This is a genomic window from Micropruina sp. (assembly GCF_047606665.1).
In the GTDB taxonomy this organism is placed as follows: Bacteria; Actinomycetota; Actinomycetes; order Propionibacteriales; family Propionibacteriaceae; genus Micropruina.
Genome location: NZ_JASGEF010000035.1, coordinates 61,769 through 82,993, shown reverse-complemented (window position 1 = coordinate 82,993; position 21,225 = coordinate 61,769). Strand labels below are relative to the sequence as shown.

17 protein-coding genes are annotated in these 21,225 nt (G+C 68.5%); 10 read left to right on the top strand and 7 right to left on the bottom strand.

Features of this window, described 5'->3' with window-relative positions; translation table 11 throughout:
- Positions 1-122: 122 nt before the first annotated feature.
- A complete protein-coding gene (locus QM619_RS07975) occupies positions 123-626 on the bottom strand; it encodes a MarR family winged helix-turn-helix transcriptional regulator (RefSeq protein ID WP_415106505.1) in 504 nt (167 codons plus the stop codon).
- A 106-nt stretch (positions 627-732) separates the two neighbouring features.
- Between QM619_RS07975 and QM619_RS07970 the strand changes: the two genes are divergently transcribed.
- From QM619_RS07970 to QM619_RS07940, 7 genes are all read left to right on the top strand, one after another.
- Complete coding sequence (locus QM619_RS07970; RefSeq protein ID WP_415106502.1) at positions 733-4,380, top strand: efflux RND transporter permease subunit; 3,648 nt, start codon at positions 733-735, stop codon at positions 4,378-4,380.
- Positions 4,381-4,494: 114 nt separating this feature from the next.
- A complete protein-coding gene (locus QM619_RS07965; protein ID WP_415106499.1) occupies positions 4,495-5,655 on the top strand; it encodes an MFS transporter in 1,161 nt (386 codons plus the stop codon).
- A gap of 103 nt (positions 5,656-5,758) precedes the next feature.
- Complete coding sequence (locus tag QM619_RS07960; RefSeq protein WP_415106496.1) at positions 5,759-8,290, top strand: helix-turn-helix transcriptional regulator; 2,532 nt, start codon at positions 5,759-5,761, stop codon at positions 8,288-8,290.
- Between the two features lie 112 nt (positions 8,291-8,402).
- Positions 8,403-9,110, top strand: coding sequence for an HAD family hydrolase (locus QM619_RS07955; RefSeq protein WP_415106493.1), 708 nt, complete (start codon positions 8,403-8,405; stop codon positions 9,108-9,110).
- 287 nt (positions 9,111-9,397) lie between these two features.
- A complete protein-coding gene (locus tag QM619_RS07950) occupies positions 9,398-9,994 on the top strand; it encodes an RICIN domain-containing protein (protein ID WP_415106490.1) in 597 nt (198 codons plus the stop codon).
- A gap of 103 nt (positions 9,995-10,097) precedes the next feature.
- Positions 10,098-11,111 (top strand): zinc-dependent alcohol dehydrogenase family protein, encoded by a 1,014-nt coding sequence (locus QM619_RS07945; protein ID WP_415106487.1) that lies wholly within the window; start codon positions 10,098-10,100, stop codon positions 11,109-11,111.
- Positions 11,112-11,406: 295 nt separating this feature from the next.
- The gene (locus tag QM619_RS07940) at positions 11,407-12,279 is read left to right on the top strand and encodes an EamA family transporter (RefSeq protein ID WP_415106484.1); all 873 of its coding nucleotides are present in this window, start codon (positions 11,407-11,409) and stop codon (positions 12,277-12,279) included.
- 42 nt (positions 12,280-12,321) lie between these two features.
- Here the strand turns inward: QM619_RS07940 and QM619_RS07935 are convergent, their stop codons facing one another.
- Both QM619_RS07935 and QM619_RS07930 read right to left on the bottom strand, forming a co-directional pair.
- On the bottom strand, positions 12,322-13,158 hold the full coding sequence (locus tag QM619_RS07935; protein WP_415106481.1) for a Cof-type HAD-IIB family hydrolase: 837 nt from the start codon (positions 13,156-13,158) through the stop codon (positions 12,322-12,324).
- On the bottom strand, positions 13,155-14,291 hold the full coding sequence (locus tag QM619_RS07930) for an MFS transporter (RefSeq protein WP_415106478.1): 1,137 nt from the start codon (positions 14,289-14,291) through the stop codon (positions 13,155-13,157). The genes QM619_RS07935 and QM619_RS07930 overlap by 4 nt, the downstream gene beginning before the upstream one ends.
- Before the next feature lie 185 nt (positions 14,292-14,476).
- On the opposite strand from QM619_RS07930, the gene QM619_RS07925 reads away from it, so the two are divergent.
- Complete coding sequence (locus tag QM619_RS07925) at positions 14,477-15,091, top strand: TetR/AcrR family transcriptional regulator (protein ID WP_415106475.1); 615 nt, start codon at positions 14,477-14,479, stop codon at positions 15,089-15,091.
- Positions 15,092-15,314: 223 nt separating this feature from the next.
- Here QM619_RS07925 and QM619_RS07920 read toward each other — a convergent pair whose 3' ends face one another.
- The 3 genes from QM619_RS07920 to QM619_RS07910 form a co-directional block, all read right to left on the bottom strand.
- Positions 15,315-16,616, bottom strand: a complete 1,302-nt coding sequence (locus QM619_RS07920) for a D-tagatose-bisphosphate aldolase, class II, non-catalytic subunit (protein ID WP_415106472.1) — start codon at positions 16,614-16,616, stop codon at positions 15,315-15,317.
- A 120-nt stretch (positions 16,617-16,736) separates the two neighbouring features.
- The gene (locus tag QM619_RS07915) at positions 16,737-16,946 is read right to left on the bottom strand and encodes a hypothetical protein (RefSeq protein WP_415106469.1); all 210 of its coding nucleotides are present in this window, start codon (positions 16,944-16,946) and stop codon (positions 16,737-16,739) included.
- 242 nt (positions 16,947-17,188) lie between these two features.
- Positions 17,189-17,353, bottom strand: a complete 165-nt coding sequence (locus QM619_RS07910) for a sigma factor-like helix-turn-helix DNA-binding protein (RefSeq protein WP_415106511.1) — start codon at positions 17,351-17,353, stop codon at positions 17,189-17,191.
- A gap of 958 nt (positions 17,354-18,311) precedes the next feature.
- Between QM619_RS07910 and QM619_RS07905 the strand changes: the two genes are divergently transcribed.
- Positions 18,312-19,505 (top strand): hypothetical protein, encoded by a 1,194-nt coding sequence (locus QM619_RS07905; protein WP_415106466.1) that lies wholly within the window; start codon positions 18,312-18,314, stop codon positions 19,503-19,505.
- Between the two features lie 240 nt (positions 19,506-19,745).
- On the opposite strand, the gene QM619_RS07900 is transcribed toward QM619_RS07905, so the two are convergent.
- Positions 19,746-20,453, bottom strand: a complete 708-nt coding sequence (locus QM619_RS07900; RefSeq protein ID WP_415106463.1) for a UPF0158 family protein — start codon at positions 20,451-20,453, stop codon at positions 19,746-19,748.
- 45 nt (positions 20,454-20,498) lie between these two features.
- Here QM619_RS07900 and QM619_RS07895 point away from each other — a divergent pair, with 45 nt between their 5' ends.
- Complete coding sequence (locus tag QM619_RS07895; protein ID WP_415106460.1) at positions 20,499-20,957, top strand: VOC family protein; 459 nt, start codon at positions 20,499-20,501, stop codon at positions 20,955-20,957.
- Positions 20,958-21,225: the final 268 nt, after the last annotated feature.

Here is a 21,225-nt window from a genome sequence, read left to right as displayed (position 1 = left end):
TCGGTCGTCCCGGACCAGGCATCTGCGGCTCCTTCGGTAGAGGTTCTACCCCCTGAAACCGCCCCACCCCAACCGAAATTCCCGAATCCAGCAATTATCTCACGAAACAACCTGACAGGACACTAGGGAGAGGACCCGGTCGGTGTGCCGGCGACCTGGGCGTCCATCCGGTCCAGGGCGGCGAGCATGGTCCGGGCGCTCTGACAGAGCACCTCCAGGTCGTCCACCGACAGCACCTGCAACACGGCGCCGAGAATCCGGTCGAACATGGAGTCCATCTGGCGCATGATGTCGCGGCCGGCCTCGGTCGGGTGCAGGCGGCGGATCCGGCGATCGCCGACGTCGTCGCTGCGCGCGATCAGTCCCTTCTCGACTAGGCGTTCGACCAGCCCGCTGGCGGTCGGCGCGCTCACCCCGAGCAGACCGCCGAGCTCGTTGCCCGAGATGCCCGGACGCCGAACGACCTGGCCGAGCACCCGGAACTGCTGCATGGTCAGGTCGGGTGGTGGCGGCATCGGGCCCACCAGACCGATGGCCCGGTCGTGCACCTGCATGTTGAGGTCGATCAGGTCGGCAGCCAGCGTCGCACGTTCTCCGTCAGGTCCGAACGACTGGGGTGATCGCACCAGGAATCGCTTTCTGCCATACGAATAGTTAGAGCTATGCTAACCGACGTGGCCGGATCTGGTCACCCGTTCGACCCGGCGCCCGTGAGCCGAAGAAGGGGAAACCGTGCTCCGCCTGACCAAGCTCAGCCTCGCCCATCGCACCGTGGTGTTGCTGCTCAGCCTGTTGACCATCGGATTGGGTGTCTACTCGACCACGGCGCTCAAGCAGGAGTTGATCCCGTCCATCGACGTGCCCCGTGGCAGCGTCGTGAGCGTCTACGCCGGCGCCGCACCGGACATCGTCGAGGCGCAGGTCTCCAAGCCGATCGAGAGCGCCGTCAAGGGCGTGGACGGCATCACCGACGTCACCTCGACCAGTTCCAGCGGCGTCTCCCAGGTCTCGGTGAAGTGGGACTACGGGGTGTCGGCCGACGACATGGCCAACAAGCTGCGCAGCGCCATCGACTCGATCGCCGCCACCCTGCCGAGCAACGTGGACCCGCGGGTGATCACCGGCGGCACCGACGACATCCCGGTCGCGCTGCTCGCCCTGTCGTCCGACGAAGACCTGAACACCCTGTCCCAGAAGGTCACCGACACCGTCGGCCCCGAGCTGAAGGCGGTCGCCGGCGTCCGCGACGTCGCGGTCTCGGGGGAGGAAGAGCACGAGATCGTCATCACCTACAAGCAGTCCGAGTTGCAGAAGTACGGTGTCGACCCGGCCACCATCGCCCAGATGTTCGCCGCCAACTCGACGGCGATCCCGTCGGGCACCATGTACACGGGCACCGCCAACCTCAACGTGCAGACCGGCACCACCTACTCCAGCCCGAAGGAGATCGCCAATCTCCGAGTGCAGGGCACGGACGGCCCGGTCCGGCTGAGCAGGCTGGCCACCGTCAAGGAACAGCCGGTCGAGAAGACCAGCATTTCACGGGTTGACGGCCGGGCGTCGCTCACCCTGTCGGTCACCAAGACCCAGGACGCCAACACGGTCACCGTCGCCCACGGCATCGCCGACAAGCTGCCGGGGCTGGAGCGGTCGCTGGGCAGCAACGCCCGCTTCGTCACGGTGTTCGACCAGGCCCCCTACATCGAGCAGTCCGTGCACGACCTGACCGTCGAGGGCGGCATCGGCCTGGCCATGGCGGTGTTCGTGATCCTGCTGTTTCTGCGCTCGCTGCGTCCGACCCTGATCACCGCGATCTCGATTCCGCTGTCGCTGCTGATCGCACTGATCGGTCTGTGGGTGGGCGGATTCACCCTGAACATCCTCACCCTGGCCGCGCTGACGGTCGCGATCGGACGCGTGGTCGACGACTCGATCGTCGTGATCGAGAACATCAAACGTCACCAGGGCTACGGCGAGGTCGGTGGAAAGTCGATCATCAACGCCGTCCGCGAGGTGGCCGGCGCGGTCACCTCGTCGACGCTGACCACGGTCGCGGTGTTCCTGCCCATCGGCCTGGTCGGCGGACAGGCCGGCGAGATCTTCCGTCCGTTCGCGGTGGCCGCCGTGGTGGCGCTGCTGGCCTCGCTGGTGGTGTCGCTGACGGTGATCCCGGTGTTCGCGTCCTGGTTCATGAAGCCGAAGGTGGTCCACCAGCGGGCCGCCGACGCCGATCCGGAGGCGACCGTCGTCGACCTAGAAGAGACCGAGACCTGGCTGCAGAAGGCCTACCTGCCGATCCTGAACGGGAGCCTGGCACATCGCTGGATCACCCTGCTGATCGCGTTCGGCATCTTCGCCGGCACCCTCGCGCTGGTGCCGCGGTTGAAGACCGACTTCATCGGCAGCATGGGGAACGAGAGCCTCACCATCACGCAGGAGCTTCCGGCCGGCACCAGCCTTTCGGAGACGGACAAGGCCGCCACCCGGATCGAGCAGGTGCTGGGCAACGACCCCGATGTGCAGACCTATTCGACGACGATCGGCGGTGCCTCGTCGGCGGTGTTCCTGGCCGCCCCGAGCGACACCAACAAGGCCAACTTCACGGTGCCGCTGAAGGCCGGCGCGAACGGCACCCAGGCCGCCGATCGACTACGTCGGGAGATCTCCCAGCTCGGTCCGGACCTCGGTGAGGTCGAGGTCGCGATCGGGGCCGGCAGTTCCTCGACCGGCCTGGCGGTCTACGTCGAGAGCTCGGACGCCGATCAGCTCGCCGCGGCCAGCGACCAGGTGCAGGCGATGGTGACCGGCATCCCCGGGCTGACCAATGTGACCAGCGACCTCTCCAGTGCCCGCGACATGCTTCAGGTGAGCATCGACGATTCCGAGGCCGCCGACCTGGGCATGACCCAGTCCTCGATCGGGCAGGCCGTCGCCCGCTCGGTGCGCGGGCAGCTGATCGGCACCCTCGCCGAGGGCGACGCCACACTGAACGTCTACCTACGCTCGCGCACGCCGGTGAAGAGCCTTGAGGAGCTACGCGAGATCAAGCTGCCGGTCACCCAGCTGATGATCGGCAACGCCAAATCGGACGCCGCCGATCGTGTCCAGGAACGCTCGGAGAAGCTGTCGGAGGAGTCCAAGCGGGACGCCACCAAGGCCTACAACGACCAGGTCAACGCGCTGAAGAAGGGCCGTGCGGAAGCCCGGAAGGCACAGAAGAACCTGACCAAGCAGTTGAACAAGGCGAAGAAGAGCCTGTCGTCTCTGCGGAAGCAGCTAGCCACCGCGCAGCAGCAGCTGGCCACGGTCTGCCCGGTCGATCCGGCCAATCCGATCTGTGCGCCGCTCCCGGCCACCATCTACGGACTCACCCAGCAGCTTTCAGCCGCCGGTGCTCAGGTCGCCCAGCTGGGTGCGGCACGGGCCCAGGCCAAGTCCGGGGTGACCCAGGCCGACAAGCAGCTGGACGCGGCGGCCGAACAGCGGACGAAGTCGCTGGAGGCGCAGAACAAGCAGCAGGCCATTCAGGACGCCAGCAAGGAGGCGGCTGAAGCCACCGCCGATCCGGTCCGACTGCGGCAGGTCGCGAAGGTCGACCTGGTGCAGGCGCCGGCCAGCGTGACTCGGGTGAACGGTATCCGGGCCGCCACCATCACCGGCACCTCGGAATCGTCCGACCTGGGTGCGACCACCGCGGCGATCTCCCAAGGCATCGCCTCGCTCGATCTGCCGCAGGGGGTCACCGTCCGGATCGGCGGCGTCTCGCAGCAGCAGCAGGAGTCGTTCGCCCAGCTCGGCCTGGCAATGGTGGTCGCCGTCGCCGTGGTGTACCTGATCATGGTGGCCACCTTCGGCTCGCTGCTGCAGCCGATGATCCTGCTGGTGTCGATCCCGTTCGCCGCCACCGGCGCACTCGGGTTGTCGCTGATCACCGACACCGCGCTCGGCATTCCCAGCATGATCGGCCTGCTGATGCTGATCGGCATCGTCGTGACCAACGCGATCGTGCTGATCGACCTGATCAACCAGAAGCGCAAGTCCGGCTCCAGCATCGAACAGTCGATCGCCGCCGGCGCCCGGTTGCGCGTCCGGCCGATCGTGATGACGGCGCTGGCCACCATCTTCGCGCTGGTGCCGATGGCCCTCGGCCTGACCGGCGGCGGGGTGTTCATCTCCAAGCCGCTGGCGATCGTGGTGATCGGCGGGCTGGTGTCGTCCACCCTGCTAACCCTGATTCTGGTGCCGGTGCTGTACGACATCCTGGAGAATTGGCGGCGGAACGGACGCAGCAAGCGGGACGCCCGGCGCGCCGCGCGGCGGGTCGCCCCGGATGTGCCGACCGACGAGGCGTCCGCGCAGGCGTCCGCGCAGCAAGGCTGAAAGATGGATCGAGGGCTCAGAGGCCGGCGCTAGCAGCAGACACCTCGCTGGCGTCCCAGGTGGAGGACCGGCTGTCGGTCTCGATCGTGTAGAGCAAGAGAGAGCGAATACTTGATGACCGGTGGCCGCGGGACGGTTTTGCTCGCTCAGGTGGCCGCGCTGGCCTGGGGGCTGCAGCTCGCGGTGCTCAACCTGGCCCTTGCGCTGTTGTTGACCGACCTGCTCGGCGCCACCGAGGGGGAGGTCGGGCTGGTCCTGGCTCTCTACAACGCCAGCGGGTTCGTCGCCGCGTTGATCGTGCCGGCCTGGGCAGACCGCCGCGGCGACTATCTCGGTCCGATGATCGGCTGCGGCGGTCTCGCCCTCGCGCTCGCCGGCACGCTGGCCGTGGCCGGGTCGCTCCCCGTCGCAGCCGTCGCCCTGATCGTCCTCGGCGGACCGGCCGGAGTCGGTAGCACCTTGTTCTTCGCACACCTGCGGGCCAGCGGCTGGGCGGCGTCCGCGGTGATGCGGGCGCGGGCGATGGTCTCGGCGTCGTGGGTCGCCGGACCGCCGCTCGCCATGCTGCTGGCCGGACTCGCCGGCACCCGCTCGGTCCTGGTCGCCATCCTGGCGATCACCCTGACCGGCATCGCGGCCATCCTCGCCCTTCGCCGCAGACAACCCGGCCCAACCACCGGCCAGCGGGCGGCCGACGGTCCCGCGGTGCCGTCGTCCCGGAGACGGGTGTCGGGCGTCGTCGTTGCGTTCGTCGCCCTGCAGGCCACCAACGCGACCACCACCTCGGTCGTCACCCTGTTCACCGTCAGCGCGCTCGGTGTGGACGCCATCTGGGGCGGCATCGCGCTGGCTGTCGCCGCCCTCGCCGAAATCCCGGCGCTATTCCTGCTCGGACGGCTGTGGAATCGATACGGTCCAGTCGCGTTGCTGGTCGTCGGCAGCATGGCCGGGATCGCGTTCTACGTCGCGATGGCCTTCGTCAACGACCCAATGGCCCTGGTCGGCGCCCAGATACTCAATGCCTGGTTCTTCGCCACCGTCACCGGCGTCGGACTCACCTGGTTCCAGGACCTCATTCCGCGACCCGGACTGGCCTCCGGACTCTTTGCCAACACCCGCCGGATCGGCGCCATCGTCTCGGGCGGGGTGATCGCGATCGCCGGAACCACTGCCGGCTACACCGGAATGTTCCTGGTCTGCGCCGGGCTCACCGCCGCCGCGCTGGTCGTCATTCTGATCGCCGGAGGGCGCACGAACGGCAGGAAGAACGCCTGAAGCCACCATGGGCGTCGTGACCTGCTGCGAGGACCAAACTCGCCACAGTACGACAGCCATGATCCCGCGTCGGCGAACCTCGGACGCGGAGCATGATGGGGCCATGGCACTGCTGGAGCGGTCGGGCCCGCGGGCCGTGTTGAGCGCGGCGGTCGATCGGCTTCGCCGCGGCCGTGGCCAGGTGGTGCTGGTGCATGGTGAGGCGGGAATCGGCAAGTCCAGCCTGGTGGCCGAGTTCCTGCGGACGCTTCCCCGCGGCCTGCGGACATTGAGCGGCCGGTGCGACGATCTGCTCGTACCCCGTCCGCTGGGAGCGATCCAGGAACTATGGGACGGCGTGTCCGGCGCATTCGAGCCGAGCGGGCACCCAGGGCTGCAGACCTGCACCATGCTGGCGGCCCGGCCCACCGTGCTGGTCGTCGAGGACGTCCACTGGGCCGACGAGGCCACCCTCGACGTGCTCGGCTACCTCGCCCGGCGAATACGCGTACTGCCGCTGCTGCTCGTGCTGACCTTCCGCGACGACGAGCTGCCCGCCGGTCATCCCTTGCATCGCACCCTCGCCGCCGCGCCGAGTTCACGCTGCCGGCGGATCGAGCTGAGCCGATTGAGCCTCGACGCGGTGGCCCAGCTGGCCGGCCCAGCCACGGACGCCGCGGCCGTCCATCGGATCACCGGCGGCAACCCGTTCTTCGTGTCCGAACTGGTGGTCGCGCGGGGCGAGCAGACACCTGCCAGCGTGCGCGAAGCGGTCCTCGGCCGGTACGCCCGTCTCGATGGAGCGGCACGCACCACCGCCGATCTGATCAGCGTGCTGCCCGGCCGGTGCGAGGCGTGGCTGATCGACACCTGTCTGGGGGCCGGCGCCGACACCGTGTCGGGCGAAGCCGCGGGCCTGCTGGTCGCCGATCGCGACGGCGTCCGGTTCCGCCACGAGCTGGCCCGCCGGGTCATCGAGGGCTCACTTCCCGGACAGCGCCGTCGCGAGCACAACGCCGCGGTGCTTCGCGCCCTGACCGCCGCCGGCGCACCTGAGGCCCGGTTGGCGCATCATGCCCGGCAGGCCGGGGACCCCGCAGCGCTGGTCCGCCATGGGCTGGCCGCCGCCCGACTGGCGACCCAGTCGCGCTCGCACCGCGAGGCGGCCGATCTGTACGCTCTGGTCCTGGACCATCAGGAGCTGCTGACCGTCTCTGATCGGGCCGACGCCTGGGACGCCTACTCCACCGAGGCCTACGCCGCCGGCCGCAACGGGACCTCCGACGCCGCCCGCACCCAGGCCCTGGCGTTGCGCCGCCGGCTGGGCGATCCGCGGCGACTCAGCGACACGCTGCGGTGGCTCTCCCGGATCCGCTGGACCAGCGGCGACCGGCAGGGTGCCGAATCGGCCGGTGACGAGGCGGTTCGAGTGCTCGCCGGTTTGGACGACGCGGCGCCCTCTCCGGAACTCGCGACGGCCCTGAGCAATCAATCGGGCCTCGCGATGCTGGCGCAACGGGACGCCGAAGCGATCGAACTCGGGCGGCTGGCGGCGGCGATCGCGCACATGGTGGGCGACCAGGAGACGGTGGTCAACGCGACGGTCAACATCGGCAGCTCGCTGGCGCGGTCCGACCTGGACGCCGGCCTGGCGCTTCTGGAGCAGACCGCGCGCTCGGCGTCCGACCAGGGCTACGACGATCCGGCGGGCCGCGCCCTGCTCAATGCCGCCTGGAACGCCCTCGACCAGCACCGGCTGGAGACCGCCGGGCGGCTCATCGATCGGGCGGCGTCCTTCGCCGAGAACCGTGAGTTGTCGCTTTACCTGGCCTATCTGCACGTGATGCGGGCGATGCTCGCGCTGGCCCGCGGCGACATCGCAACCGCTCGCGTCGCCATCGGGCGGGCGCCGGACGCCCATCCCGCGCCGTCGACGATGGTGAAGGCGACGATCGCCGTCCGGTGCGGCGACCCCGATGCGCCCGCGCTGCTCGAGGCGGGCTGGCGAGTCGCGTTGGCGACGGCCGAGTTGCAGCGGATCCGGCCGATGGCCTGCGTCCGTGCCGAATGGGCCTGGCTGCATGCGGACGCCGCGGCCCTAGACGCAGCGACCGCTGACTGCTACCGGCTGGCGTTGCGCCGCGGCAACGCGTGGGACATCGGTGCGGTGGCGGTGTGGCGCCAGCGGGCCGGCCTGCTCGATGTCGTCCCAGACGGGATGCCAGAACCGTACGCCCTCGAACTCGCCGGCCGGACGCAGTCTGCCGCCGCAGCGTGGGAGGCGCTGGGCGAGCCGCATGCGCAGGCGCTGACGCTGCTCGCGTCGGACGCTGCTGAAGACGTCCGGGTTGGGGCGGAGATCCTCGACCGGACCGCCGCGGTCGGCGGGCTGCCGTTCGCGCGCGCCCGGTTGCGCGCGCTCGGCGTCGCGAGCGTGCCGCGGGGACGCCTGCGCCGGACCCATGCGAATCCGGCCGGACTGACCGATCGACAACTCGAGGTGCTTCGGCTGATGACCGCAGACCTTTCCAATCGCGCGATCGCGGACCGCCTGGTGCTCTCACCCAAGACGGTGGAGCATCACGTCGGGGCCATCCTGGCCAAGCTCGGCGTCACATCCAGGACCGAGGCGGTGCGGCTCGCCGCCGGTTGGTGAACGCCACGGCCGACGTGGTTCTCATCGAACAGTCTCGCCCGCCAGATGCCCCAGATGCCGCAATACCCCGGGGTGGTTACTCGCGTGCCCGATGACGCGGTAGCGTGGCGCTGTGGTCGTCGGTGTGCGCGCAGTGCTCTTCGACCTGTTCAACACCTTGATTCCAGGTGGCTCTCGCGTCGAACGCGACGGGGTTTCCCGGCGTATGGCCGAGGTGTTGGCTGTAGACCCTGACGATCTCGCAGCCATGATCCGTGACACGTTCGATGACCGCACTCGTGGCCGACTGGGAGACTTGCGAGGCACCGTCCGATGGCTGGCGAGTCGCCTCGGTGCTACCCCGTCCGATGCCGCCGTGAAAGAGGCCGTCGAGCTTCGTCTGGAGATGACCCGTGCGTTGCATCGCGACACATGGGCACTTCCGGCCCTGCGCGAGCTCCGCGTCTTGGGAATAGCTCGCGGGCTGGTGAGTGACTGCTCGGCGGAAACACCCGAGATCTGGGCGGACAGCCCTTTGGCTCCGTTCTTCGAGGCTGTGTCCTTCTCCTGCGAGACCGGCTTTCGCAAGCCCGCACCCCACGCATACCTGGCCGCGACACGGCAACTCGGCCTCCGCCCCGACGAATGCCTTTTCGTCGGCGACGGTGGAAGTTTCGAACTCACTGGCGCTCAGGCATTGGGGATGCACACCGTGCGCTTGGTGACGCAAGGTGCGAACGCCGGAGAATCCATCGACGAGGACACCGAATGGTCCGGTCCTCACATTGCCGACCTGAGGAGCCTCCTCCATCTGCCCCTCTTTGGTCGCGACCGCGCCTGACAGCCGATCGGTTCACTACCGCGATCTACACCCCTGCGACCAGGGCAAACGCAGCATCTGCGAGCGCCCGTGCGCTCATCGGCCTCACGAACTGTGGGGGTTCCGCCGGCAGATCTGGGGGTGCAGCCCCGACGTCCGGAGAGGTCCCCAGACCTAGCGTTTTCGGTACGGGCAGATTGTGCCCGCAGCACCGGCAGCGGTCCCGTCCAACCGCGTCGATGATCTCGGCGGACCGAGATCGCGTCATCGAGCCGGCGCCACCGGACGAGCACCAGGAGGTGCCAGACATGAGAACCAGGATGCGATTCGGAATCCTCGCCGGGGCCGCGTTGACCGTCGCCATCACGGTGCTGTCACTCGGCAGCACCGCAACCGCCGCACCCGCGGTCGCCGGCCATCCGGTCGCCAACGCGACGGCGACGATGCCCGGACCGGGCGTCCCCACGACGTCCCCTTCGTTGCCGCCGTTTTACCACTATCTGGTCAACCGGCAATACGGCCAGTGCATGTACGCTCCCGGCGTCCTGAACGGCGGACTGCAATTGGCGACCTGTACCTATTCCTTGAAGGAGCAGTGGTCGTTCCAGCAGGTGAATATCTATTCCGAACCGGGCAAGCCGAACATCTACCGGATCAGGAATCGGGAAAGCGGACTGTGCGTCTTCGTGAACAACACCGGGCCGGGCGGACGCGTCCGCGAGGGGTATTGCACCACCGCAGCCAATGTGCAGTGGGAGTTGTGGCCGTCGAGCGTCAGCGGCTCGTACCTGTTCGTCAACGTCAGCACCCGGCTGGCCCTGGACACCGCCGGCGGCCGGTTCAGCCAACTGGCCCAGTGGCCCCCGGCCGGCAACTACGCGCAGTTGTGGTACCTCTACCTGTGAGGACGCGGCGACGGCCCTACCTCGCCGGCCCGGTCCACGAAACCTTCGAAGGTGGCCGTGGCAATACCTCCCATCGGGGCGTCCGATGTAGTCAGCTAGAGCCATGTATGGAGCAGTGATTCACGCACCCGGCGACGTCCGCTTCGAGGAGCGCGCCGATCCCGTCATCGTCGAGCCGACGGACGCCGTGGTGCGCACCGTGGCCGCCTGCGTCTGCGGGTCGGACCTGTGGCGCTACCGCGGCGTCGCGCCGGTGCCACAGCCGACCCCGATCGGCCACGAGTTCTGCGGCGTCGTCGAGCAGGTCGGCGACGCGGTGACCACGGTCAAGCCGGGCGACTTCGTGGTCGGCGGCTTCAACCCCGGCGACAACAGCTGCCCGGTGTGCCGCAAGGGCGCCCAGGCCAACTGCGTCAACGGCGCCCACTACGCCGGATGCCAGGCCGAGAAGATCCGGATCCCGTTCGCCGACGGCACCCTGCTGACGACGCCCGGCGTCCCCACCGACGAGCAGCTGCCCGCGATCCTCACCCTGTCGGACGTGATGTGCACCGGGTGGCACGCCGCGGTCAGCGCCGGCGTCGCACCCGGTAGTTCGGTCGCGGTGGTCGGGGACGGCGCGGTCGGGCTCTGCGCGGTGCTGGCCTCGGCGCAGCTCGGGGCATCCACGATCATCGCGATGAGCCGGCACGACGACCGGCAGGCGCTGGCGCTCCGGTTCGGCGCCACCCACATCGTCGCGGAACGGGACGAGGCCGGCGCCGAGGCGGTCAAAAAGCTCACCGACGGGATCGGCGCCGACTGCGTGCTGGAGTGTGTCGGCACCGAGGGCTCCCGCTTGCAGGCGATCGGCTGCGTCCGGGACGGCGGAAACATCGGCCTGGTCGGCGTTCCGCACGGCGATCTCCCTGTGAACGAGCTGTTCTGGCGCAACGTCGGCGTCCGGGGCGGTCCGGCACACTGCCGCGCGTATCTGCCCGAGTTGCTCGAGCTGGTCTGGGACGGGGTGATCGATCCGGCACCGGTGTTCGATCTGCAGCTCCCGCTGGCCGATGTCGCCGAGGCCCATGCGGCGATGGACTCCCGGCGGGCGGTCAAGGTGTTGCTGCGGCCGTGAGTGACGGCGTCCGGGCGATCGATGCAGACCGAGGTGCCCGGCCGTCAACCCGAAATCTACGGAGTCGATTTGAGATGAATCGTTTTAGCATGCTCTCCATAGCGATCGAGTCTGGAGTTTTCGGGATCTCCTGTCATCGAGTCGACTGACGGACCGACGACTGCGAGGCGTCGAGTACCCCTACGCTGCGTAAGGAACCACTGATCCACCGCGTTCCGGGCCGCGGCAGGCTCGGGACAGCACCGATCAGCGCTTCCTTGGCGAGCGCGTTGTCACCCGAGGATGGGATGTTCGGATGTGGGTGCTCTACGCGGTGGGTTCCGCGGTGTTCGCGGGCCTGACCGCCATCTTGGCGAAGGTCGGCATCCGGCACACGCCGTCCAATCTGGCCACGGCGATCCGGACGGTGGTGGTGCTCTGCTTCGCCTGGCTGGCGGTGTTCGTGGTCGGCTCGCAAAGCACCATCGGGACGCTTTCCGGCGGCACGATCGGCTTTCTGGTGCTGTCCGGCCTGGCGACCGGGGCGTCCTGGCTGTGCTATTTCCGAGCCCTGCAGTTGGCCGACGTCAACCAGGTCACGCCGATCGACAAGTCCAGCATCGTGCTGACCGTGCTGTTCGCGATCGTGCTGCTGGGTGAGACCGACAGCCTGGCGACCCGGCTGGCCGGGATCGCGGTGATCACCGCCGGCACCGATCTGATGATCGACCGCCACCCGCGTCCGGCGTCCCCTGCGGTCCCGACCCGTGGGCCTGGTTGGCTGGTCTACGCCCTCGGCTCGGCGGTGGTCGCGGCGTTGACCGCGATTCTGGGCAAGGTGGGAATCGCGGACGTCGAATCGAACCTGGGCACCGCGATCCGGACCGCGGTGGTGTTGGTGATGGCGTGGGTGGTGGCCTTCGCGACCGGCGAGCACCGCGGGTTGAACCGGATACCGCGCCGCGATCTGGTGTTCATCCTGCTCTCCGGTGTGGCGACCGGGGCGTCCTGGCTGTGCTACTTCCGCGCCCTGCAAGCCGGTCCGGCCAGCGTCGTGGTGCCGATCGACAAGACCAGCATCGTGCTGACCGTCGCGTTCGCCTGGCTGTTCCTCGGCGAGCGCCTCGGCCGGCGGGCCACCATCGGCCTGGTGCTGATTCTCGCCGGGACGCTGCTGATGCTGGTGTGACCGCGGGGACGGTTCTCCCGGTCACCGGGGACCGCTGGGTGGTTAGTCGATGAGGGCGAGGCGGCGGAAGGCATTGGCGAGGCCGTCGGCGTCCACGTGGTCGGTGACCAGGGTGGCGGAGGCTTTCACCTCGTCGGGGGCGTTGCCCATGGCGACCGAGGTGCCGCAGGCGGCGAACATGCCGAGGTCGCTGCGGGCGTCCCCGAAACCGATCAACGACTCGGCGCCGACCCCCAGATGGGTGGCGAGGCGTTCGACGGCTGCGCCCTTGTGGATGCCGAGTTGACCGAACTCGCCGAATTCGGCGCGCTTGCCGGTCATGCTCCAGGTGTCGATCGCGGCGCGTCCGGCGTAGTGGGCGGCCAATGCGTCGAGGTCGACGGCGGGCTCCAGCACGAAGCTGATCTTGTTGACGTCGTCCCGCCCGGCCCGCGTTCCGTAGATCAGCTGCGGCATCGCCTCACGGATGAACCGGACGTTCTCGGGAGTCACCCCGCCGTCCAGGATCGCCGCCGCCTTCTCGGGCAGATGGTCGCTGGCGTACAGCCCGGAGTTGCATTCCAGGTAGAAGCCGAGATCTTCGGCCAGCAGCCACCCGACCGCCTCGGCGACCACGGCGGCGTCCAGCACCTGATGGAAGACGACCTGACCGGCGTCCTCGATGTAGCTACCGTTGCCGCCGATCAGTCCGTCGACACCCAGATCCCAGAGCTGGTCATAGATCTCGGCGCGGCTGCGTCCGGTGCACAGATAGACCCGATGTCCCCGATCGCGGGCCGCTCGGACGGCGTCCGCCGCACTCGCGGGAAGCTCGGTGGCGTAGTTGACCAGGGTGCCGTCGATGTCCAGCAGCAGCACCCGCCCCGGCGTCCCGCTCACCGGTCGGCCTCCGGTCCGGACGCCTGCAACGGACGGGCGACCGGCACCACCAGGATCGCCAACAGGCTGACCGCACCGACCACCAGCATCGCCCGCAGCACGCCGAAGTGATCGCCGAGGAAGCCGATCAACACCGGCCCGGCCAGGAACGCGCCGTAGCCGACGGTCGACACCACGCTGAGCCGGACGGCGGCGCGCGCCGGGTCGTCGGCGGCCGCCGACATGCCCACCGGGAAGCCGAGGCTGGCGCCGACACCCCAGATCGCCGCGCCCGCGAAGGCCAGCCACGGCGACCCGAAGACCACCAGTGCGCAGCCGACGACGGCAGCGGCGAACAGCGCCCGGAGCACCGCGATGCGGCCGTAGCGGTCGAGCAGCTGGGTGCCGAGGATCCGTCCGCCGGTCATGAAGGCGAGGAAGACGGCGAGGGCGACCACGCCCATCGAGTTGTCCAGGCCGTGGCCTTCGACGAAGGCGAGCGCCATCCAGTCGTTGGCGACACCCTCGGTGAACGCGGCGGCCAGCACCATCACGCCGATGAGCAGGGTGCGCGGCTCTGTCCACGCCGAGCGTCCCTTCGAACCGGCGGACCCGGTCGCTTCGGCGTTCTCGTCGAAGGCGGGCAGGAACTGGGCCGTGCCCCACCAGACGGCGGCCAGGGTCAGCACCGCAGCGAGCGACAGGTGGATGCCGAGGGGGATCTTCAGGTAGGTCAGGGCGGCGCCGATCAAGGCTCCGACCACGGTGCCGGCGCTGAACAAGGCGTGGAACCACGGCATGATCGCCCGGCCGAGCGCCTGCTCGATGATGGTGCCCTCCAGGTTCTGGGCGACGTCCCAGATGCCGATGCCCAAGCCGAACAGCACCATGATCGGCGCGATCAGCAGCAGCGGCGCATGCAGTTCGACGGCCAGCGCCGCGAGCACGATGCCGGGCAAGGTGAGCAGCGCGCCCAGCCGCACCGTCGCGGTCGCGCCGAAGCGGTGGGCGATCCGGCCGGCCACCGGCAGACCGAGCATCGAGCCGACCGAGATCGCCAGCAACAGCAGGCTCAACTGGCCGGCAGTGATGTCCAGCATCTGTTTCGCGTCGGGCACCCGTGACATCCACGAGGCGAAAACGAAACCGTTCATGCCGAAGACAAGAAGGTCTCCGTTGCGCGCCGATTTGGTAGCCAATTGGGACGTGGCTGCGACCTGGGTCACGGATTCCTCCGAGGGCATGCGGGCGCCACGCTGCCGCGTGGCCGGGTGAGGGACGTCCGGACCAGCCTAGGCGAATATGTACACTAGTGTCGAATTTTGTCGGAAGGGAGCCGATGGGCACACGCGACGGCGGCTACGCCAGCGGACGACTGCGCCGCGAGCAGATCGTCACCGCAGCGACGGAGCTGTTCTCGCGGGTCGGCTACCGACACGCCACCGTCCTCGAATTGGCGCAGGCGGCCGGCATCTCGCGCACCGGGCTGTTGCATCACTTCGGCTCCAAGGAAGCGCTCCTGGAAGCCGTTTTGCAGCGTCGGGACGCCGAGGACGCCGCGCGGTTCGACCTGGCCGCCGGCGACCAGACCGGCCTGACGGCGCTGGCCGCGCTGGTCGAACTGGCTTCCTACAACGCCTCGCGGCCGCAGCTGGTCGCGCTGTTCGCCGTGCTGTCCGCGGAGGCGTCCGACCCCGACCACCCGGCCCACGACTACTTCGTCCAGCGCTATCGGCGCACCGTGGACACCGTGCGACGATCGCTGACTCGGGCCGGCGAGGCCGGCCTGCTGGCGCCCCGCGTCGAACCGACCCGGCAGGCGCGCGCGATCGTCGCGCTGATGGACGGACTGCAGGTGCAGTGGCTGCTCTCCCCCGGCGATGTCGACATGGCCGACGAGATCCGGCGGCAGGTACAGCAATTGCTCACCGTCCCCTTGCCGACCGGCCCGTGAGAGCCTCACTTTCACACCTCGCGCTGATTTCGGTTTTCGGTGGGCGTCGGGCCTTGTCAGGGGTGCGGGTGTCGATTTGGGGGAATCCCAACACCTACTACAAGGCGCTGAAACGGTGCGCCGGCCAGCACCCACCACCGGCCATTTGCGGGCGCTCGCCGGCGGCGTAGGTAGTGGGCGCAGCATCCCACTGGGCATGGCATCGCCGGGAGGACGGATCTGGTCAGGCCCTGGAGCTGCCGAGTCCACAGGCCCCCACGTAGGGACGCAGCGCGTCCCGCACCCGGTCGACGAGCAGCTCGTGGCCGGACGGCGTGAGCTCCCCCTCGCGCACCCGGTCGAACTGCTTGGGCAGGTACTGGCTGATCAGCGGCCCGGGAATGCCCACCTCGTCCAAGTTCGCCAGCATCAGATCGATCGCCTTCACGATCTCTTCGTTCGGCAGGTAGTAGCGAATCCGATCGGAGTAGCTGAACCGGCGGGCGACCTCCTGCTCGTGCGCGGAGCCCTCGTAGTAGCCCTCCCAGTACCCCGGCGACTCCGTCATCACCCGCTCGATCACATCGACCAGATTGGACCGCCGGGTGGCGTCCTCGACCAGGTAGTTCTCGATCGCGGCAAGGGCGAACAGTCCCTCGCGCAGGGCGAAGGTGAGGCCCGGTCCGACCTTCAGGATCGCCCAGTGGTCGAGCACCAGATCGCGCAGGTTGCTCTCGGTCTGGTAGTCGGTCGAGTGCGCTTCGAAGACCAGGCGCTCCTGGTCGTCCAGGGCATGACGCAGCCCGCCGATGTTCGCCGAGACGTAGTCGATCACCTTCACATGGTCGAACTCGACCGCCGGCTGCACCACGATCGCCGCCACCTTCGACCAGGCGTCGGTGACGCCGGCCCGGTCGAACGCCTCCTTGTGCGCCGCGATGGTCTCGTGGACGGCCTCCGCGGACGTCGGGGTGAGCTTGCCGAGCGTCTCGTGCGCGCCGCCCGGAACCGGCACCTCGGTGCCGATCACATACGAGATCGGCACGCTCAGGTCGGCCGTGCCGGCGGCCTCTTCGGCCACCACCATCAGCCGGGCCGCACGCTCGGCGACGATGGCGTCGGTCAGCGGCACCGGGTCGCCGGCGCACGACATCGAGCAGTCGAGATGGATCTTGGTGTAGCCGGCCGCCACATACGCACGCACCAGATCTTCCGCCTTGGGCATCGCAACCTCGGGCGACTCCTTCTGCCAGCGGTTCGGCCCCAGATGGTCGCCGCCCAGGATCACCCGGTCACGGGGGAACCCCTCGGCATCGGCAATCCCGAGAACGAAATCGCGGAAATCGACCGGGGTCATTCCGGTATAGCCGCCGAACTGATCGACCTGATTCGAGGTCGCCTCGATCAGCACCAGGCTGTCGTCGGCCAATGCCTGACGTATCGACGCCTCGATGACCAGCGGATGAGCCGAACAGACGGAATAGATTCCCACCCCGACACCCCTGCGGTGGTCGGCCAACACTTCACGCAACGCATCGCGCGCCATGATTTCACCTTTCATTATCCGCCGGACGGCGAAGGATATCTTCGCCTCGCCCGGCAAGACTTCGGTTCACTAATAGACATCTTCGGTCGCCGCAGATAGGCTACCGACCGCTGGTCGAGTTCAGCGGTTCCTCGGCAGGCCGTCCTCTCCGGCGACCCGGAACATCACCTTGAGTCGATGCTCGTCACGAGAACGCATCGCCTCGAAACCGCTGACAGCGTCCTCGAGCAGCACCTCGTGGGTGGCCAACAGTTCGGCGTCGACCAGTCCCGAACCGAGGATGCGCACCGCGCTGGTCCATTCGTGACACGGGAAGCGATCGAAACCCACCCGACCATCGTGTGCGCCGCCCTCGCCATCGCCCGCGACCTGCAAGCCCGCTCCGGCCGGAGCCTCCGCAAGCTCATCACCCTGCTGAAGCCGCTGCGCCATGTCACCATCACCATCGGCAGCCACCGGGTACGCCCAACCCGCCATCAACCCAGACACCCAAGAAATCCTCCACACACTGGGGCACCAAAGAGGTGCAACTCAGGCCAGAGGTCAGCTGCCGGTGCGCCCGAGCGGCCCCCTCAGCCGGCCAGGGACGCCGGCTCCGGTACCGGGTCCAGTTCCGCACGCAGATCGGCCAGGATGCGGCAGAGCAGGCGGGACACCCGCATCTGCGAGAGGCCGAGTCGGCGGGAGATCTCGCGTTGGGTGCATCCCCGCCGAAACGCCGGCCGAGGAGCGTCCAGTCACGCGCCGACAGCCAGCCGAGCGCCTGCCGCAGCGCGAGGCGATCGGTGAGAGTCGCGTCCAGATCCTCGTCGGCAGTTGCGAGCCGGCGGACTCCCCGACCCCCGTGCGTGAGACGTCCAGCGAGTCGGGGTGGTAGCTGCCGCCGTGCCGAGCACGGCTCTTGCAACGGCCGCGGGGCCGGATCGTCCAGCAGTGGTCGGCGCGGTATCTCTCAACGGCCGACCAGAGCCACTCGATCGACCTGGACAAGGTCGTCGTGATCGGCACCGCGTCCCCGGTCGCGACTCGTCAGCCCATCGCACAGGGACAGGTCCAGCGTGACGATTCGTTCCACGATCGCGTGCCGCGACACGGGCTCGGGGGCCGCCCGAAGCAGGAGGACGAACAGGCCCTGCATAGCGGCTCCGCGGACGGATGGGACGGTCGATACGGCTGCGTTGTGTGCACCATGGCGCGCTCCTCGGGACAGCCGAGTCGGCACCGGGTTTGACCGCTCAGACGTCCGCGAGTGCCACGGGATCGTGGGAATCAGAGGGTTCGGGGGACGCCCGTGGCTGCGCAGCGTCTGGCGACCAGATGGCCGCCGCGCAGCCTCCGCCGCATGGCCCCAGGAGACGGTCCGCGCACGCCGCGCCACCCCGATCGTGCAGGTAGGAGGAGAGCAGATGTAGCTCATCACCGAATTGGGGTTGAGGTACACGCCTTGAGCGATCTCGGAGCTCGACATGAGGCTCGCGAGCTCGCTCGCCGGGTGATCGAGACCGGTCAGGAACCCGAAGAGGCGTAGACCCGGCGCGAATGCGCAATTGTGACACCCCGCAATTCTGACACCCAGGCATCGGGACCCGGCCCCTTGCCGAAACGCGGGGCGGGACGGACGATCGTTTATCAGGCGATCATCCGGCGGGCGTCCCGCCCATGGGGATGGCAGCTTTCCGACGGAAGGAGCCGTCAATGGCCCGCAACACACTCAATGTCCAGTTCGATCTCACCTCGATCAAGTGCCATGACGAGGGCGACGGCCTGGGTTCGGCGGAACCCTATCTGTGGACCGTCTTCTTCCTGGTCGACGGCTCCACGATCAGCGTCAACTCCGGGCTGACACTGTCCGGCCAGGCCACGATGCATTTCACCCCCGGCTCGCACGGCAACCTGCCCAATGACGATGTGGACGCCGGCGAGACCGTCTCCATCCCGGCCGCCATCGGCGAGTGGCAGACGCTGATGAAGCCGATCCCGGTGCCGCCGCCGTTCGACGCGGCCCAGCCCGACGTGGGCGGCGTGACCGGCGTGGTGTGCGTGCTGATGGAGGAGGACAACGTCTCCGACGACGGTGCCGCCGCCGGGAAGACCGCGCTCAACAACGCCGTACGCTCCGCGGTCAACCAGATCGTGGCCACCAGATCGCTCACCAATCAGGAGGTCTCCGAGGGTGAGTTGAAGCAATTCGAGGGCGCCATCAAGAGCGCCGTGGAGGACGCGATCAAGAACCAGCAGAGCTTCTTCGAGAACCTCTGGAGCTGGCTCAACCCCGATGACACCATCGGCTTCCAGGTCTTCCTGTTCAGCCATGACGAGCTCGCCAGCAAAGGCACGATCTCGTTCTCGAAGCGCTGGAAGAACGAAGGCGACTGGGAGATCTTCGGCAATGTCACCGGCACAGTCACCTGCCCGGCGAACGCGCTTGACAACCTCTTCTCGTCGGTCAATTCCAGCTCCAGTCTCGACCTGGACCGGATGCGAAAGATCAGGGACGACCGCCTGCGGAAATTCCCCGGTGTGGACAAGTGGTGGGGACTCGCCGAACGCAACCTTCCGGAGGCGGTCCGCATTCTGAGCGAGGACGCCGAACTGCGCGGCCAGGCCGAGAAGCTGATGCAGGTCGTCACCGATGCGGTCGATCAGCCCGACGCCGACGTCTCCGACGATCAGCTCAAGGAACTCGACGTCTTCTTCGGCGCTCTGGCCGAGCGCTCGGTCAGCCGCCGACTGCGGATCGACGCCCGCCGCGCACAGGAGGCGACCCGTCTGGTCACCCGCGGACGCGCCGACGGCGTCCTGAAGTTCCTCGGGACGTTCTCACCCGCCCGTCGTCAGACGGAGCGTTTGAAGCCTCTCGAGCCCCGCGCTGACCGCGAGCGTCCTTGACCAGCCGTTTCAGGCCCGTCGGGTCCGTGCGCGAACCAGCACGTCGAGCATCCGCCGGAGCATCCCGACCAAGACGACCGCCCAGACGACCACGGCGACGGTGACTGCGCCCTCCCCGATCGCGTGGATCGTGGCGGCCCGACAGGGGATTCCCGAAAACTCCACAGTCGATACCGAAAAGGCGGGCGACACGCCGGCGGAGAGCAATCGACTGGGGGGTTTTCGGGTTCGTTCGGTCGCCTACGGCTCCACCGAGGGGGCCCGCACCGGCGTGTAGCCCTCGTCGGCGAGCCATTCGCGGGCGCGTCCGCGCTGGCGGTCGTCGCTGAACGCAAACCAGGACGCGAGCCGGTCGGGCCAGCGGCCGAGGGTGTCTTTGAACCGGCGGAACGCTCCCCGGCCCTGAACCGCGACACTCAACAGGTCGGCGATCATCGGATCATCGAGGTCGTCGATGAACACCAGCATGTCCCGGTAGCCGTCATGGGAACCGTGCGGCCAGATGGTCAGCCACTCCCGTTCCTCCAGATCGTCATCGTCGTCGTAATCCCCGTAACCGGAGTCGAAGTCGGGCCGGAACTCCCCGGTGGCCAGGTCGATTGCGCCGCCGCTGTCGCCGAAACCGCCCTCGAGAGCCTCCGCCACGATTTCGAGGTCGACGGGCACCGGACGCAGCGTATGGATCGGTTCGGCACCCAGGCCAGCCTCCAGGGCTTCGGCGAGGACGTCGTCGCCGTCCCAGCGCCGCTCCCGCAACTCGGCGACGCAGCGGCGCGCCGGCTCCTCTGCCTCGGGCACGCCTGAACTCAGCGCGTCGATGAGCCCGTCGCCGACCAGTTGCAGCGCGTCCGGCGGCCACGCATCGCCCGCCAGAAGGCGCAACAGCCCAGGAACATCGCGCTCGTAGACGGCGATCCGCAACTCTCTACGTACGTCCTCAACAGCCATGGCTCCATCGTGGTTGGTCAGGTGACGGATGGCTACCCTGGCAAGATGTTGACCGCATTGCACACGATGATCTACTCCGATGATCCGACCGCGACCCGCGCCTTCTTCGCCGAGGTGCTGCACTGGCCGTTCGTCTCCGAGGGCGAGTCCGGCGACAGCGGCGTGGGTGGCGCGGGCACCGGTGGCAGCGATCCGGCCGAATGGCTGATCTTCCGCAGCGGCCCCAGCGAGGTCGGCGTCCACCCCACCAGCGGCGTCCATCGCGGCGAGAAATGGACGGCACGCCGGCAACACAACATCGCGCTGATGTGCGACGACCTGGACGCCACCATCGCCGAATTGCGCGGACGCGGTGCCGAGTTCAGCGGGGAGCCCGCCGAGTTCGGTTTCGGCCGCGGCATCGGGCTGAAAGTGCCCGGCGCCGACGATCTGCTGCTATACCAGGCGCACCACGCGATCGCCTATCGTCTGCCGGCCGCGGATACGACCCACGGGGACCGCTAAGGCAGCCCAGCCACAATCCGGACAGTCGCGCGACCTCGTACCAGTGCAGGGAAGGGAGGGTGGCAAGCCCGGCCACTAGCCATTGCTCCAGGCCGAAGTAGCCGGCGTCGGCAAGAACCCCATCGTGACCCACTGAACGCCAGGATCACAGTGGGAGCCATCACCGCAACGGCGGCGCCGCTGTTGCCGGCGTGGGCGCCGTGGTCACCAAGATCACCATCGTCATCGAACAGCCCGGTGATGGGCCTGAGCGCGAACGGTTCGCCCG

Excerpts from the sequence above, each read along its gene's own strand:
- QM619_RS07965 (WP_415106499.1), top strand. The coding sequence starts at position 4,495 with ATGACCGGTGGCCGCGGGACGGTTTTGCTCGCTCAGGTGGCCGCGCTG.
- QM619_RS07960 (WP_415106496.1), top strand. The coding sequence starts at position 5,759 with ATGGCACTGCTGGAGCGGTCGGGCCCGCGGGCCGTGTTGAGCGCGGCG.
- QM619_RS07950 (WP_415106490.1), top strand. The coding sequence starts at position 9,398 with ATGAGAACCAGGATGCGATTCGGAATCCTCGCCGGGGCCGCGTTGACC.
- QM619_RS07945 (WP_415106487.1), top strand. The coding sequence starts at position 10,098 with ATGTATGGAGCAGTGATTCACGCACCCGGCGACGTCCGCTTCGAGGAG.
- QM619_RS07940 (WP_415106484.1), top strand. The coding sequence starts at position 11,407 with ATGTGGGTGCTCTACGCGGTGGGTTCCGCGGTGTTCGCGGGCCTGACC.
- QM619_RS07930 (WP_415106478.1), bottom strand. The coding sequence starts at position 14,291 with ATGAACGGTTTCGTTTTCGCCTCGTGGATGTCACGGGTGCCCGACGCG.
- QM619_RS07925 (WP_415106475.1), top strand. The coding sequence starts at position 14,477 with ATGGGCACACGCGACGGCGGCTACGCCAGCGGACGACTGCGCCGCGAG.
- QM619_RS07920 (WP_415106472.1), bottom strand. The coding sequence starts at position 16,616 with ATGGCGCGCGATGCGTTGCGTGAAGTGTTGGCCGACCACCGCAGGGGT.
- QM619_RS07905 (WP_415106466.1), top strand. The coding sequence starts at position 18,312 with ATGGCCCGCAACACACTCAATGTCCAGTTCGATCTCACCTCGATCAAG.
- QM619_RS07900 (WP_415106463.1), bottom strand. The coding sequence starts at position 20,453 with ATGGCTGTTGAGGACGTACGTAGAGAGTTGCGGATCGCCGTCTACGAG.
- QM619_RS07895 (WP_415106460.1), top strand. The coding sequence starts at position 20,499 with ATGTTGACCGCATTGCACACGATGATCTACTCCGATGATCCGACCGCG.